This window comes from Rudanella paleaurantiibacter (assembly GCF_009184635.1).
Classification (GTDB): Bacteria; Bacteroidota; Bacteroidia; order Cytophagales; family Spirosomataceae; genus Rudanella; species Rudanella paleaurantiibacter.
This window is the reverse complement of sequence record NZ_WELI01000003.1, coordinates 266,195-280,322: the sequence shown is the minus strand read 5'-3', so window position 1 is coordinate 280,322 and position 14,128 is coordinate 266,195. Positions and strand designations below refer to the sequence as shown.

At 55.6% G+C, this 14,128-nt stretch carries 11 protein-coding genes; 2 read left to right on the top strand and 9 right to left on the bottom strand.

From position 1 onward, the window contains the following. Positions 1 to 155 precede the first annotated feature (155 nt). The 5 genes from msrB to F5984_RS09870 all read right to left on the bottom strand — a co-directional run bounded on the left by msrB (position 156) and on the right by F5984_RS09870 (position 4,998). Positions 156 to 683, bottom strand: a complete 528-nt coding sequence (msrB, locus tag F5984_RS09890; RefSeq protein ID WP_152124098.1) for a peptide-methionine (R)-S-oxide reductase MsrB — start codon at positions 681 to 683, stop codon at positions 156 to 158. Between the two features lie 32 nt (positions 684 to 715). Further along, positions 716 to 1,522 carry an anti-sigma factor gene (locus F5984_RS09885; protein ID WP_185155473.1) on the bottom strand — a complete coding sequence of 269 codons (807 nt, stop codon included), beginning with the start codon at positions 1,520 to 1,522 and terminating at the stop codon, positions 716 to 718. Between the two features lie 144 nt (positions 1,523 to 1,666). Continuing rightward, positions 1,667 to 2,233 (bottom strand): RNA polymerase sigma factor, encoded by a 567-nt coding sequence (locus tag F5984_RS09880; RefSeq protein WP_152124097.1) that lies wholly within the window; start codon positions 2,231 to 2,233, stop codon positions 1,667 to 1,669. 197 nt (positions 2,234 to 2,430) lie between these two features. Further along, positions 2,431 to 3,534 (bottom strand): fasciclin domain-containing protein, encoded by a 1,104-nt coding sequence (locus F5984_RS09875; protein WP_152124096.1) that lies wholly within the window; start codon positions 3,532 to 3,534, stop codon positions 2,431 to 2,433. An 81-nt stretch (positions 3,535 to 3,615) separates the two neighbouring features. Beyond that, on the bottom strand, positions 3,616 to 4,998 hold the full coding sequence (locus tag F5984_RS09870; RefSeq protein ID WP_246168894.1) for an alkaline phosphatase D family protein: 1,383 nt from the start codon (positions 4,996 to 4,998) through the stop codon (positions 3,616 to 3,618). 52 nt (positions 4,999 to 5,050) lie between these two features. Here F5984_RS09870 and lysA point away from each other — a divergent pair, with 52 nt between their 5' ends. After that, positions 5,051 to 6,301: a diaminopimelate decarboxylase gene (gene lysA / locus F5984_RS09865; protein WP_152124095.1), complete on the top strand. Its 1,251-nt coding sequence runs from the start codon at positions 5,051 to 5,053 to the stop codon at positions 6,299 to 6,301. Positions 6,302 to 6,410: 109 nt separating this feature from the next. Further along, positions 6,411 to 7,133 (top strand): YebC/PmpR family DNA-binding transcriptional regulator, encoded by a 723-nt coding sequence (locus F5984_RS09860; protein WP_152124094.1) that lies wholly within the window; start codon positions 6,411 to 6,413, stop codon positions 7,131 to 7,133. A gap of 171 nt (positions 7,134 to 7,304) precedes the next feature. Here the strand turns inward: F5984_RS09860 and F5984_RS09855 are convergent, their stop codons facing one another. The 4 genes from F5984_RS09855 to kduI are packed head-to-tail and all read right to left on the bottom strand — an operon-like array spanning position 7,305 to position 14,006. After that, positions 7,305 to 8,744 (bottom strand): RagB/SusD family nutrient uptake outer membrane protein, encoded by a 1,440-nt coding sequence (locus F5984_RS09855; protein ID WP_152124093.1) that lies wholly within the window; start codon positions 8,742 to 8,744, stop codon positions 7,305 to 7,307. Positions 8,745 to 8,763: 19 nt separating this feature from the next. Next, positions 8,764 to 11,919 (bottom strand): SusC/RagA family TonB-linked outer membrane protein, encoded by a 3,156-nt coding sequence (locus F5984_RS09850; RefSeq protein WP_152124092.1) that lies wholly within the window; start codon positions 11,917 to 11,919, stop codon positions 8,764 to 8,766. Between the two features lie 45 nt (positions 11,920 to 11,964). Continuing rightward, the gene (locus F5984_RS09845) at positions 11,965 to 13,158 is read right to left on the bottom strand and encodes a glycoside hydrolase family 88 protein (RefSeq protein ID WP_152124091.1); all 1,194 of its coding nucleotides are present in this window, start codon (positions 13,156 to 13,158) and stop codon (positions 11,965 to 11,967) included. Continuing rightward, the gene (gene kduI / locus F5984_RS09840) at positions 13,155 to 14,006 is read right to left on the bottom strand and encodes a 5-dehydro-4-deoxy-D-glucuronate isomerase (protein WP_152124090.1); all 852 of its coding nucleotides are present in this window, start codon (positions 14,004 to 14,006) and stop codon (positions 13,155 to 13,157) included. Before kduI ends, F5984_RS09845 begins: the two co-directional genes overlap by 4 nt. Positions 14,007 to 14,128: the final 122 nt, after the last annotated feature.

The following is a 14,128-nucleotide window of genomic DNA, read 5'->3' as shown; positions in this document are numbered from 1 at the left end:
CCGACGGTGGATGCAAATATAACGTAAAATGGCCCTTCAGCTATGTAAAAAGCCGGGCATTCGCCCGGCTTCATCTGAAACATTTGTCGTGAGAGAGTGGTACCGACTAGCTAATTGGTCAATTGTACGCTCTGCCAGAGGGTACTTTGGGCAGGCTATTGTTTTTTGACAAACTGCATGGCGGTTCCGTTCATGCAGTAGCGCAGACCGGTAGGTTTGGGGCCGTCGTCGAAAACATGACCCAGGTGACCGTCGCACACACTGCACATGATCTCGATGCGGGTCATACCAAAGGCATAATCTTTGGCTTCTTTCACCGCGTTTTTGGCAATGGGCTGGAAAAAACTGGGCCAACCCGTACCCGAGTCAAACTTGGCATCGGCTGAGAACAGAGGGTTCTTGCAGGCGGCACATACAAACGTACCTTTCTCGTGAATATCATTCAACGAGCTGCTCCCTGCCCGCTCAGTGCCTTTCTCCCGAAGCACGTAGAATTGGTCGGGCTTCAGAATTTTTTTCCACTCGGCATCGGTCTTTACCACCCGCCGGCCGCCTGGTGGGTCTGCCTTGGGTGCCTGTTTGCTCAGGTCGGTAGCCTGAGCCGTGTTCGAGCGGCACGAAAGGTGAGCCAATGAGCTCACTACCAGCGCGCCATATGTCAGAAAGAGGGCTATGCGATTCATACTATATATACGAAAAAGGCCCTTGATTAGTTTTAGCCAACCTGCCCAACTGCTACCAGTGCTGTGAGGGTAGGTGTGGGGCTTCCACCCCGGCGTTCGATGGTTACCGCAAAGGCATCAGCTGCCCCAATAGAGCGGTTGGTGCGTTGAAGCTGCCCGTTGGTCGGTAGGTTTTCAAAGACACCGGCATCTACAGGTTTTCCATCCACCAGCGACCAAAGCTGATACTGCTGATTTTCGGCCAGCTTGGGTAGCGAGCTAACTTCTACGGCTACCTGTTTGAGCTGAGCGTTCCAATACACTGCCAACCGACCGTTGGGGGCTTTATCGTTGCCCAGAACCTGAATAACACGGGTACCGGGTTGCTTAAGCAGAGCAATAGCTGCATCGGCGCTCTGCTGTCGATCGCGCAACTGCCGAATTTCATCCTGTAGGCTGTTGTTGGTTGACCGCAGACTGGTCTGAACCTGCTGACTTTCACGGAGCTGGTTTACCAGAAACAGCGCAAACGAGAGCAGAATAAGCCCGACCGATGCGGCCGCCACCCAGGTAAACTGGAAGGTAGGCCTTGATACAGGCATAGGTTTCACAATGGGTTCCTGGACCGGAGCGGGCTCAAACGAGAGCTTGCTCATAATGGCTTCTTTCAGATCGGCGGGAGGGTCGACGCTATGAACCAGGGCATAGCGTTCCATAGCTTCGGTCAGCTGATCCAGCTCTTGCCGAATTTCAGGATAAATCGACGCCAGACATTCTACCTCCCGGCGCTCCTGATCCGAAGCCGCGCCCAAAGCGTATAATTCCAGGGTTCCTGATGCTATATATTCGGAGACATCCATATCACAAAAAGTCAGCAATGGGTGGGCGGGTATTAGGTTTGGGCCCGCTTGCCCCAAGGCATCATATTAATCTTTTAGATTTGGTACGTTCATTACGGTTTGCTGGGTGCACGGTCGTGTCCCCGTGAGACAGGGACGCTGTGCTCATCGGGAAAAAAACTGTTTCAGCTCCTGAAGTGCCGACCGGACCCGGGTTTTCACCGTACCCAGAGGCAAATTCAGGACTTCGGCGGCTTCTTCATGCGTGTAGCCATTGAAGTACACCAGATCGATCAGCATCTTTCGTTCGGGCCTTAATTTGTCGACCACTTCGCGCATTCCGATGTGATCAATATTTTCAGGTTCCGTCTGGTGCTGCCGGTCAACTATATATACGTTCTCCGCGTCAGTATGGATTGCATTGGCTGGATTAGGCCGGCTACTGGCTTTGGCAGAACGTAAATTATCGATGGCAGTATTGCGGGCTACATTGAGCAGCCACGTGAAGAGCCTACCTTTAGACGCATCATACGAATCCAGGTTATTCCAGATTTTAATAAAAGCGTCCTGCAACAGGTCACGAGCCTGTTCATCGTCGTGTACAATCTTGCGAATTACCCCGAAAAGCGCGGGGGAATATTGATCGTACAGCCAGTGGAAGGCCTGCTCGTCTCGTCGATTCAGTTTTTCGATCAGGACGGCCTCGGAGACAAAGGGCGATGTACGTTTCAACGACTTAGTGGTATAGAAGGAAGTACGCAACGGTTTTGACAACTGGAAGTAAAGAAAATTCATGCATAGTTGTGCAGGGGGAATACATGTTATTAATCTTTATTTAATCAAGTTGTTCGGCCAAATATAAAAGTTTGTCCACAAACACACCATCAACGAATCGATAATGATGTAACTGTGGACAAACTCTCTAAAAATCAGCGAAACATTACTGAACTTTCTTTGGGCATCAGTACGGTGTCGATACCGTGAACCACGCCGTTGGTCTGCACCTGATTGGGCGTATCGATCCGGCTCGTGTGCCCCTGTTCGTCGGTCAAAACCACCTTGCCATCGCTCCCCAGTTTAGCCGTCAGGGTTGCTCCGCTCAGGGTTTTGAGTTGTGCACTGCCGTTGCCCGCTCCGATTTGCCGGGTCAGGGCCGCCACATCGAGTACACCCGGCACTACGTGGTAGGAGAGAAGGGTACTCAGGGCATCCCGGTTTTGCCCTTCGAGCAATACGTTCTGAATTTTTGCGGGTAATTTTTTGAAGGCAGCGTTAGACGGAGCAAACACCGTATAAGACTGCCCCTCCCGGAGATTCTTGTCGATCTGAGCCGACTGGAACGCGTTCTGGAGCGTAGTGTAGTCGGGCTGGGCGGCTATAAAATCGCCCACGCTGGTTCGGCCCACGCTCGCCGTTGTGTTTACGATTGGCGCATTTTCGGCTTTCGATACGGCCGTGCCTGTACCCGTAGCGGCTGGCCGGTTCAGGTTGGGGTCGCCTGCTGTGGCTTTCTCCGTTGTGGTGCTGCGGCCCGCCCCGGCGCTCCCCGCCGAGACTGTGCCCGGCCGTACATCGCCGGCGGCTCCGGTAGCACTCGGGTTAGAGCCCACTCCCGTAGGAGCCGTGGTAACCTGGTTACTGTTGTAATTGGTGGTGTTGCTGTTGTTGTTCACCGTACCATTGCTCGTCGAACTCTCGCGGTAGGTCGCGTCTTGCCGCCCCGAGTTGCCGGTGGCTCCCTCGGGTGTTGTGCTACCCTGCCGATTCTGTCGGGAGTTGACATCTGAACGGTTGTTTCGGCGCATGTTTCTCCGGCGTTCCCGCCGGTTTTTCCGGTCGGCATCGTCCTGACCGGCGGTGTTGTCATTCAGCATCTGCTCGCGTGAGGGCCGAAGGGTATCGGGCTGGAACGTAGGCGTACTGACCGTATTGGGAACGGCCGTGGGGTTGGTGGTCACGCGTTGCGCGCTGGCGGTTGTGGTAAGCCAAACCAGACTGACGGTGGCCAAACCGAGGGTTTTTGGGAGATTCATTGTCTTAACATTGAGTAGAATAACAAAAAAAGTGGCAACCAATTGGCTGCCACTAGGTAAACCCTGTAGGGTTACAATGGTTTACTTTAGCTCCGAGGCCTTGAGGGTCCGGCTCCACTTTTCGGTGCCTTTGGTATCAAACACCTGAATGGTCAGCGACCGATCGCGGAGGGGGCCGCTAACGCTCAAAACGCCAAAATTACGCTCCGAGAGGTAGGTGCCTGCCTGAGCCGTTGGGAGCTTCAGTTCGTCGTCGGTGGCTTTGGCGGGGCCCGAGGTCAGGGGCGAAATGGTGAGGTCGTACAGTGGGTAGGTGCCGGGCCGGTCGAGCTTGTGCAGGATGGTATGGTGCCGGTCGCCGGTCAGAAACAAAACCCCCGGCACCTTGGCCTTGGCAATGGCCTTGAACAGCCGGTCGCGCTCGTGACCGTAGTTGCTGTAATTCTCGGCCACTTTGGCGGGATTAACCACCTGATTCCCAATCACCACAAATTTAAACGTAGCCTGACTGCTGCTGAGGGCGTCGATCAGCCAATCGAACTGCTGCTTGCCAAGGTAATCTTTGGCAGGACCGTCGGGCATCTCGTTGGGAGCCCGGAAGGTGCGGTCGTCCATCAGAAAAAACTGGCAGTCGTTCCACATAAAAGTACCCGTACACCCTTCGTTGAACACAAAGTTGGGGTTGGCCCAGAACAGTTTGAAGGCCTCGAGCGTGACGGGCTTGAGCCAGTAGCTGCGGTCGGCATCGTTGGGGCCGTAGTCGTGGTCATCCCAGGTAGCGTAGTGATGGGTGCCGGCCAGCAGGGGCTGGAGTTCGGGTACCGAGCGAGTATGGGTGTACCGGCGCAGCACGCCCGTACGGCTGTTCCAGTCGACTTCGCGGAGGTACGTATTATCACCAGTCCAGAGCATGAAGTCGGGTTTTTGTCCGGCAATAGCCCCAAAAATTTCGTAGTTGGCTCCGTACGGCCGTCCTGGCCGGTCAACGTCCGGTTCGTTGACGTAGGTGCAGCTTCCGACGCCGAACCGGAAAGCCGGTGGGTCCGTTCTGAATTGCCACAGGGGTTGGCTTTGGAACGTTGTCGGGTAGGGCAGGCTCACCTTCTGGCCCTCGATCAACAGTTCGTACGTGTACTTTTTTCCGGGTTCCACCCTGTCGGCGAGCAGGTGGGCTGTAAAAGCCGTTTCTTTTCCGGTTTTCACCTCGTCGGTGAGCTGACTGCTGCCGGGGTTGCCCGCTTCGGTGTACCGAATCTGCACGCGGGCGGGGCTTTTGGTTTGCACCCACAGTTTCACCTCGCGCATGTCCGATGCCCCCACCATAGGGCCTGCCTGTAACAGGGTAGCGGGGTTGGTACGGGCGGCTGGTGCGGGCGGGGTGGTGCGTCGGGTCTGGGCCGGGTTCTGAGCCAGCAGCGGGAGGGTCATCAACCCACTAAAAGCCAGTAATAATGCGTGTTTCATGGAGAAGGTCTAAACTACTTAAGTCGTATATTTGCGGGAATTTTAGGCCAGTATGTACTTAGAAAACCGCTCGTATCAGATTCAGGGTGTCCGCGTGCTCGACATAGCCGACCAGTTTGGCTTGCCGACATACGTGTATGATGCCGACAAAATTATTCAAAAAATCGACTTGCTTCGGTCGTCATTCACTGGCGTGGATCTTAAGATAAAATACGCCCTGAAAGCCCTGTCGAATCTGTCGATTCTGAAGCTGATGCGGAGTCAGGGTGTGGAGGTCGACGTGGTGTCGGTCAACGAAGCCCGGCTGGCGATGCGGGCGGGTTACGAGCCGTCGCAGATTATGTACACGCCGAGTGGCAACCGGTTCGCTGAGATTCAGGAGGCCATTGCGCTGGGCCTGACGATCAACGCCGATAGCCTGCCGCTGATTGAGCAAATTGGCCAAACCTACGGGTCGACGGTGCCGATTTGTATCCGAATCAATCCGAGCATTATCGACGGGGGGAACCTCAAAATCCAGACCGGCCATGCTGATTCTAAGTTCGGAATTCCGAATCAGTACCGGCCGCAGATTAAGGCACTGGTTGAGCAGTACGGTATTCCGGTAATCGGTCTGCATATCCATACGGGCTCCGATTTTAAGGACGGCAACACCTTCCTGAAAATTGCCGATGTCCTGTTCGACCTTGCTTCCGACTTTCCTGACCTGCGGTTTATGGACTTTGGCAGTGGCTTTAAGGTGGCCTATCGCGAGGGCGACCATGCCACCGATCTGGCCGAGCTAGGGCAGAAAGTATCAGCGGCTTTCAAGGAATTTTGTGCCCGGTACGGTCGCAATATCGAGCTGTGGTTTGAGCCCGGTAAGCTGCTCGTGAGTGAGTCAGGGCATTTGCTGGCCAACGTAAACGTGGTGAAAGAAAACCCGACCCGGACGTTTGTGCAGGTCGATACGGGCCTGAATCACCTCATCCGGCCTATGATGTACGATGCCTGGCACGACATCATCAACGTGTCAAATCCCGAAGGCCCCGAAACCCTGTACACAGTGGTTGGCTATATCTGCGAGACTGACACGTTTGCCACTGACCGACTGCTGCCCCAGGTGCGTACCAACGATGTCCTGTCGTTTGAAAATGCCGGGGCGTATGGCTTCATGATGGCCTCTACGTACAACATGCGCGGACGCCCGGCCGAGGTGATGGTGTACGACGGCCAGGCCTACCTGATTCGGGAGCGCGAAACGTTTGAAGACCTCCTGCGCGGGCAGATCGAGATTGAATTTACTGAATTGACAACTATATAACTCTAAATAGTTTACCGTTCACAGTTGTCGGTTTTCAGTTGCGCGAAGCGGCCCTGGTGCGCACGCCAAACTGAAAACTGACAACCGAAAACTGTAAACTTCACAAATAATGGGACGCGCGTTTGAATACCGGAAAGCCCGGAAAATGAAACGGTGGGGGCAAATGGCTAAGACCTTCACCCGCATTGGTAAAGACATCGTGATGGCGGTGAAAAGCGGTGGCCCCGACCCCGACACCAACGGCCGACTACGGGCAATCATTCAGAATGCCAAGGCCGCCAACATGCCCAAAGAAAATGTGGAGCGGGCCATCAAAAAGGCTTCTTCGAAAGAACAGGAGGATTACAAAGAAATCACCTACGAAGGATACGCCCCCCACGGCATTGCCATTGTGATCGAGACGGCGACCGATAACCATAACCGGACAGTAGCCAACATTCGGAGCTATTTCAGCAAGTGCGGAGGTAGCCTCGGTACCAGCGGGATGACCGATTTCATGTTCGACCGGAAAAGCGTGTTTCGGATTACCGCCGACGATAGCGTGGACACTGAAGAACTCGAATTGGAGTTAATCGACGTGGGTGGCGACGAAATTGAATTCGACGAAGAAAATGGCCAACTCGTGATCTACGGTGAGTTTACGGCGTTTGGCAGCATCCAGAAATTCCTCGAAGGTAAAGGCTACGAAATCAAAGGGGCCGAGTTTCAGCGCATCCCGAACGATGTGAAAGAGCTGACCGAAGAACAGGTGGCCGATGTGGAAAAACTGCTCGAAAAAATCGAAGAGGATGACGACGTGCAGAACGTGTACCACAACATGAAGGAAGAATAGCTCCTGAAGGGTTTATAGTTTTTGGCTATAGAAGGCTTACTATCTGCTCACTGTTTTTTGTACAGATAACACCAGAAACTAAAAACCATAAACTACATACAACAACGCCCCCGCCGAGAAATCGGCGGGGGCGTTCTGCTTTTGGTCAATCCCGGACTGGCGAGTCCCGGTTTAGTAGTTCGGGTTTTGCGTCAGGTTTGGGTTCAGGTCGATTTCGCGCTGCGGAATCGGGAACAGGTTATGCTTTTCCTGAACGTTCTCTTTCCCCTTTGCCTTCAACACACTCACCAGGCGGCCCGTGCGTACCAGATCGAACCAGCGTTGTCCTTCGGCGTTGAACTCCCACCGACGTTCGTCGTAGATACGCTGCCGGAAACCTTCTTTACCCAGCGCAGCCGTGAAGTCGACCGGCGAGGTAGCGTTGAGTCCGAATCCAAAGGCCCGCCGACGAATCGGATTGGCTGCGTTTAGAGCTAATGCCGTGGGGCCGTTCAGCTCGTTTTCGGCTTCGGCAAACATCAGCAAGACATCGGCGTACCGGATAATCGGGAAGTTGTTGTTGGCGTCGCCAAATGCCCGCGCCGAGGGGTCCTGGTACTTATTGAAGTGCTGGAACGTGTTGACCGTGCGGCCCCCGCCATCCACATACGAGTTGATAAACAGTTCGCGCCGTTTGTCCGTCGGGTCGAAGCTGTTGTAGAACTCCGTCGTCGGGAAAAATGACCCGAAGCCCCGGCCCGTAACGGGTGAGTTTTCGGGCGCGAAGTACGTAACCATACCGCTACCCTGTCCGGTGCCCTGTCCTACAAACTGAATCTCGAAGACCGACTCCCGGCCATTCTTGTTCGAAATGGCAAAGGCATCGGCGTACCGGTCGAACAGGCCATAGCCGTACTTGGCTGCGTTGTCGATTACCTCTTTCGATTTGGCCCGGGCGTTGGTAAAGTCTTTCCGTTGCAGGTACACCTTAGCCAGCATCCCCTTGGCCGAGCCAGCCGTTGCGCGACCGAGGTCGGCCCCGGTAAACCGGTCGGGGAGCGCCGTTTCAGCGTCGGTCAGATCTTTGATGATCTGCGCGTACACCTCATCGGCAGTGGCCCGTTTCACATCACGGCCATCGGCCAATGATTTGGTTTCGGTCAGCATCAGCGGCACGCCACCCCACCAGCGAACGAGGTAGAAGTAGTAGAACGCCCGCATGAATTTGGCCTCGCCAATAAGCCGTTTTTTCAGGTTTTCGTCCATCTGAATCCCCGGAATCCGCTCAATGGCCGTGTTGGCGCGGTTCACACCCTGATACAGAATTTGCCACGACTGAGACACGACGCCGTTGGTCGGGATGGTCTGGAAGCTCCAGATCTGAATCCGGTCGGCGTTGTTGAGCAGCAGGTTCATATCGTCCGACGGGATGTCGCCCATGATAATGAAGTTGCGGCTCTGATCGCCAATTTGGTTAGCTACGTCGTACACGGCATTGACGGCCGCTACGGCATCACCGGCGCTGGTGTAAAAGTTAACGGGCGCCAGGGCCGAGGGGGGCGTTTCTTCCAGTGAGCAGGCCGACAAGCCCAGCACCAGCAGAGACGAGTATAAAATATGGTTGATTTTCATGGTTTTCGCAGATGAAAGGTTAGAAGCCAAGTACTAAGCCGCCGAGGAAAATCCGGCTGCCGGGGTAGCTACCGTAGTCGGTGCCCTGGCTCAGGGTGTTCTGCCCAAACCGGTTCACCTCCGGATCGAAGCCCGTGTAGTTGGTAAACGTCAGCAGGTTCTGCGCGCTCACGTACACTTTTACGTTGTTCATTTTCACCTTCCGGCTGATGGTCTGGGGCAGGGTGTACGAGAAGTTCACGTTCTTCACCCGCAGGTACGAACCGTCTTCAATCTGCCGGTCCGAAATCACGTAGGCGTTACCCACCGCATTGGCGCGTGGCATGGTGGTGCTGGGGTTGGTGGGCGTCCAGCGGTCGAGTACCCGGCGCGACTGGTTGCTCACACCCGTCAACGACTCCAGCTCAAACCGGTTGATGTTGAAGATGCTGTTGCCGTAGGTGCCCTGCATGAAAATGCTCAGCTCAAATCCTTTGTACGAGAACGTGTTGGTCAGACCGCCGAAAAACTTCGGTTGCGCATACCCCAAAATCACGCGGTCGCTCTGGTTGATAACGCCGTTGCCATCCTGATCCACATAGCGAATGTCGCCGGGGCGGGCCGTTTTCTGCGCTGATGCATCCACCTCGGCCTGGTTCTGAAAAATACCGTTTGAACGCAGACCGAAGAACAAGCCTACTTGCTCACCTACCCGAACCAGACCCGAGTTGGGCAGCTGAAGGTGTCCGCTCGACTCACCCGCCGGAAACTCGCGTTGGCTACCCAGGTCAAGTACTTTGTTGCGGTTGCCGGCAATGTTAAACGAGGTAGTCCAACGGAAAGCGCCCGTTGTGTTGACCGAGTTGATACCCAGTTCGACACCCCGGTTCCGAATACTGCCGAGGTTTTGCAGAGCCGATGCGTAGCCCGACACAAACGGCAGGGGCACTGACAGCAGCAGGTCGGTAGTTTTCTTGTCGTACACGTCGGCGGTCAGGGTCAGACGGTTGTTCCAGAGACCCAAATCCACCCCGATGTTGGCTTGTGCCGTGGTTTCCCAGCGCAGGTCGGGGTTGGCTACCCGCGTAGGCCCAATACCGATGGCTACCGCGTTGTTGAAGTTGGCGTTCTGGGTACCGAGCGTTGCCAGCGACTGGTACTGACCAATTTCCTGGTTACCGCTCAACCCGTAGCTCACACGCAGTTTCAGGTCGTTCAGTACGGGGTTGCCTTTCAGGAAGTCCTCTTCCGACAAACGCCAGGCTACTGAACCGGATGGGAATACGGCCCACTTGTTGCCCGCCCCGAACCGCGACGAACCGTCGGCCCGTACGGTAGCCGTTACCAGATACTTACCGGCATAGTCGTAGTTGACCCGGCCAATGTACGAGTTCAACTGCCAGAGGGCCGCCGACGAGGCCGGAATGAGCGGGGTAGAAGCTCCACCGAGGTTATAGAACGTGAGGTTATCGTTAGCGAAACCCTGCGACACCGCCCGTACGCTCTCGAACCGGTTGCCCTGCATGGTGTAACCCGCCAGCAACGTCACGTTATGAATCGAGTTGAACGTTTTGCTGTAGGTCAACGTGTTTTCGTTCAGCCAGTTACTGGTCTGGTTGTTCTGAATGGCCCCTTGTCCGCCCAACTGCGCCCCCGCTGCCGTAAGCCGCGAGATGTAGAAGCTGTTTTTGCTGTAGTTGATGTCGGTACCGAAGCTCGTACGGAACGTCAGACCCGGAATAATCCGGTAATCAACAAACACGTTACCCAGCAAACGGGTACCTACTGTCTGGTTTGAGGTGCCGAGGGCCTGCGCCACCGGGGAGCCAATCTGAATCCGGCCCGGCGTGTTGAACACCACGAGCGTACCGTCGGGGTTATATACGGGTTGCGTGGGCGAGAAGTTCAGCGCTGAGTACACCACCGATGCACTGTTGCCACCATCGGCGTCGGTAGGTACGGCAAACGTCCGGGTCCGTACCAGATTGAGGTTGGTACCGAGGCTGAATTTGTCGTTCAGCTTGTGGTCAAAGTTGAACCGCAGCGAGCCCCGGTCGAACTTCGAGTTGATGATAACACCCTGCTGGTTAAAGTAGTTACCCGATACAGCGTAGCGGGTTTTGTCGTTACCGCCCGAAGCCGTCAGCTGATAATTCTGCATGGGCGCGGCCTGGAAAATCTCGTTTTGCCAGTTGGTACCTTCGCCAAAGCCGGCAATCTGCTCGTTGGTAAATACAGGTTGCCGACCGGCATTGGTCTGCGCTTCGTTGACCAATTGAGCATACTCGGTTGCGTTGAGCATCGGAATCTGCCGACGCACGTTTTGCACGCCGTAGTACGAGTCGAACTCAATGCGGTTCTGGCCGGCTTTGCCGCGTTTGGTGGTGATGAGTACCACCCCGTTGGCACCCCGTGAGCCGTAAATGGCTGTGGCCGAGGCATCTTTCAGAATCTCCATCGACTCAATGTCGTTGGGGTTCAGGTTGGGGCCGTTTTCGTTGTACACCGGAAACCCGTCGATAACGTACAGCGGCTCGTTGCCCGCGTTGATGGAGTTACCACCCCGTACGCGAATGCTCACACCGCCCCCCGGCGCGTTCGACGCCTGGGTTACGAATACACCCGGTGCACGGCCCTGCAAGGCCTGACCAACGCCCGTTACCGGTACTGCCCGAATCTCTTTGGCCGTCACCGAAGCCACCGAGCCCGTAATGTCGCTCTTGCGCTGGGTACCGTAACCCACCACGACTACTTCGCTCAGGTTCTGCTCGTCGGACACCAGCTGCACGTCAAACGATTGGCGGTTGCCGACTGTAATCTCCTGGCGGGCATAGCCAACAAAGCTGAATACCAGTACGGCGTCGGGGCCGGGTACCGAAATCTGAAATTTACCGGTATTATCGGTAGTGGTACCACGGTTTGTACCGCGCAGGGTCACGCTGACCCCCGGCAGGCCTTCGCCTTTCTCGTCGGTTACGCGGCCCGAAACGCCCTGATCGGCCACGGCGACCAGAACAGGCCGTTCGGGGCGGGCCAGAGTAAGGCCGGGGATCATCAGGGCAACCAGCAGGGCAGAGCCGCACACCAGCCGCTTTACGCCCGGACTGGCGAGTCCCGGACTGGCGAGTCCCGGACTGGATAGCCCGGTTGGCGGGGTCTCCAGTGTCGGAAGGGTAGAATGTTTTGGGGTTCTCATAGAAGTTAGTAGCAAAATAGGTTGTGTGAATTCAAAGGGGTTGAGTTACGATTTCTGGCCGCCTTTTTTACGGAGGGTATCGTACCGAAGCAGTGCTTCCAGGTAGTAATAATCGGCGTACACCAGTGGGGTATTGATTTCGCTGTTGCCGGGTTTGTGGCCCACGCTGTGTTTCAGAATAAAGTGGTTGTTTTCACCCAGAGCCGCCCGGTAAGCAGGTGTTGAAAGGCTTTGCAGCATTTGCTCGGCGTTTTTAAAGTAGGTTTTGGCCGATGGGCCGCCGTATGTGCTCAGCTCAAGCAGGGCCGCTGCCGTGATGGCGCCAGCCGAGGCATCGCGCTCTTCGCCCGGCCGGTCAAAGTCCCAATACGGAATCTTATCAGCGGGCATATTCTTGTGGTTGAGCATGAAGTCGGCAATGCGCCGGGCGTGGTCGAGGTACTTCTTGTCTTTGGTTTCGCGGTACATCACCGTGTAGCCGTACAGACCCCATGCCTGCCCCCGCGACCAGGCCGATTCGTCTTCGGCACCCTGATGGGTTTTCTTGGCTTCTACTTTGCCGCCATCGCCGTACAGAATCACGTGGTAGCTGCTGGCATCAGGGCGGTAGTGATTCTTGAGCGTATTGTCGGCATGAGTGACCGAGAGGTTGTACAGGTCTTTGTTTCCTGACTCACGGGCCGCCCAGAACAAAAACTCCAGGTTCATCATGTTGTCGATAATAACCGGATACTCGTACCGCTTCCCGGCGCGGTCTTTGAAACCTTCCCACGACTTAATAACGCCGTAGTCGGGCCGGAACCGGGTTGCCAGCGACTTGGCTCCGGTGAGCATAATTGGCTTATACGCCGGGTTTTTGGTGAGCCGATACCCGTTGCCGAACGGGCAGTAGAGCATAAAGCCGAGGTCGTGCGTGCGGGTGTTGTACTGCTCCTTAGCAACGGCCATTGTCCATTTGTGGGCAGCCTCTTTCCACTTGGGGTCGCCGGTTTGCTCAAACAGGTACCAGAGCGAGCCGCCAAAGAAACCGCTGCACCACCAGTCAGACTTCATATCGCGGGGCGTACCGTCGGGGTTAGTCGATTGGGGGAACCGCGTAGTGTCGGGGTGGCTACGGAGCATTCCTTCGTATTGTTTGGCGGCAAAGGCAAACGCGCCTTTCACATCTACCGGGGCCTGCGCAAACGAGAGGTTAGCCAGCAACAAGCCGACCATCAGAAAACGGGAACGAAGCTTCATTTTAGTTCAGAAATAGGGGTAAAATCCATGTCAGTAAAATCCATATTCTCGCCCGCCATGCCCCAGATAAAGGAGTACGACGAGGTACCACAACCCGAATGAATCGACCAGGGCGGAGACAGTACCGCCTGGTGATTGGCCACCACAAGGTGCCGGGTTTGCTGGGGAGGCCCCATCAGATGAAACACCCGGTGGTCGGAGTGCAGGTCGAAATAGCAATACACTTCCATTCGGCGGTCGTGTGTGTGGGCGGGCATCGTGTTCCAGACAGACCCCGGCTCCAGCACCGTGAGGCCCATCACGAGTTGGCAACTCGTAAGCCCGCCCGCGTGAATGTATTTGTAAATAGTGCGCTCGTTGGCTGTTTCGCGAGCGCCCAGCCGGGTGGGGTTGGCGTCTTCTTTGGCCAGCTTAGCCGTTGGATAAGCGTGGTGAGCCGGGGCCGACATCAGAAAGTACCGGGCCGGGGTGGCCGGGTCGTCGCTCCGAAACTGTACGGATTGGCTGCCTTGCCCGACGTAAAGTCCGTCGAGTGTATTCAGTGTGTATGTTTCGCCATCCACCGTCACTGAGCCCGTTCCGCCTACGTTGATAACACCCAGCTCGCGCCGTTTCAGAAAAAAGTCGGTCTTGAGGTTTTCGTAGGGCGGCAGTTCAACAGCATCGAGGAGAGGCATGGCTCCGCCCGTAATAACGCGGTCATAATGCGTGTACACCAATTGAATCTCGTCGGCTTCAAACAGTGATTCGATCAGAAATTGCTCACGCAGATTCTCGGTACCCAGTTGGGCCATTTCGGTCACGGCAATTGCCTGGCGTATCGGTAACGAAAGCGTTTTGGTCAGCATAAAGTAAGCAAGGTTGCGGCTCGTTGCCCGTTGCAGCTAAACGGCCTGTTTGTGAGGTTAATACCGTCTCGGTATGCTGCTGATGGGCTACGCGTGGGCTGTGGCTTATTGGAAAAGTGAAA

What these genes read in the sequence shown, in the direction of transcription:
- msrB (WP_152124098.1), bottom strand. Translation starts at nt 683, where the DNA reads ATGAATCGCATAGCCCTCTTTCTGACATATGGCGCGCTGGTAGTGAGC.
- F5984_RS09885 (WP_185155473.1), bottom strand. Translation starts at nt 1,522, where the DNA reads ATGGATGTCTCCGAATATATAGCATCAGGAACCCTGGAATTATACGCT.
- F5984_RS09875 (WP_152124096.1), bottom strand. Translation starts at nt 3,534, where the DNA reads ATGAATCTCCCAAAAACCCTCGGTTTGGCCACCGTCAGTCTGGTTTGG.
- F5984_RS09870 (WP_246168894.1), bottom strand. Translation starts at nt 4,998, where the DNA reads ATGAAACACGCATTATTACTGGCTTTTAGTGGGTTGATGACCCTCCCG.
- lysA (WP_152124095.1), top strand. Translation starts at nt 5,051, where the DNA reads ATGTACTTAGAAAACCGCTCGTATCAGATTCAGGGTGTCCGCGTGCTC.
- F5984_RS09860 (WP_152124094.1), top strand. Translation starts at nt 6,411, where the DNA reads ATGGGACGCGCGTTTGAATACCGGAAAGCCCGGAAAATGAAACGGTGG.
- F5984_RS09855 (WP_152124093.1), bottom strand. Translation starts at nt 8,744, where the DNA reads ATGAAAATCAACCATATTTTATACTCGTCTCTGCTGGTGCTGGGCTTG.
- F5984_RS09850 (WP_152124092.1), bottom strand. Translation starts at nt 11,919, where the DNA reads ATGAGAACCCCAAAACATTCTACCCTTCCGACACTGGAGACCCCGCCA.
- F5984_RS09845 (WP_152124091.1), bottom strand. Translation starts at nt 13,158, where the DNA reads ATGAAGCTTCGTTCCCGTTTTCTGATGGTCGGCTTGTTGCTGGCTAAC.
- kduI (WP_152124090.1), bottom strand. Translation starts at nt 14,006, where the DNA reads ATGCTGACCAAAACGCTTTCGTTACCGATACGCCAGGCAATTGCCGTG.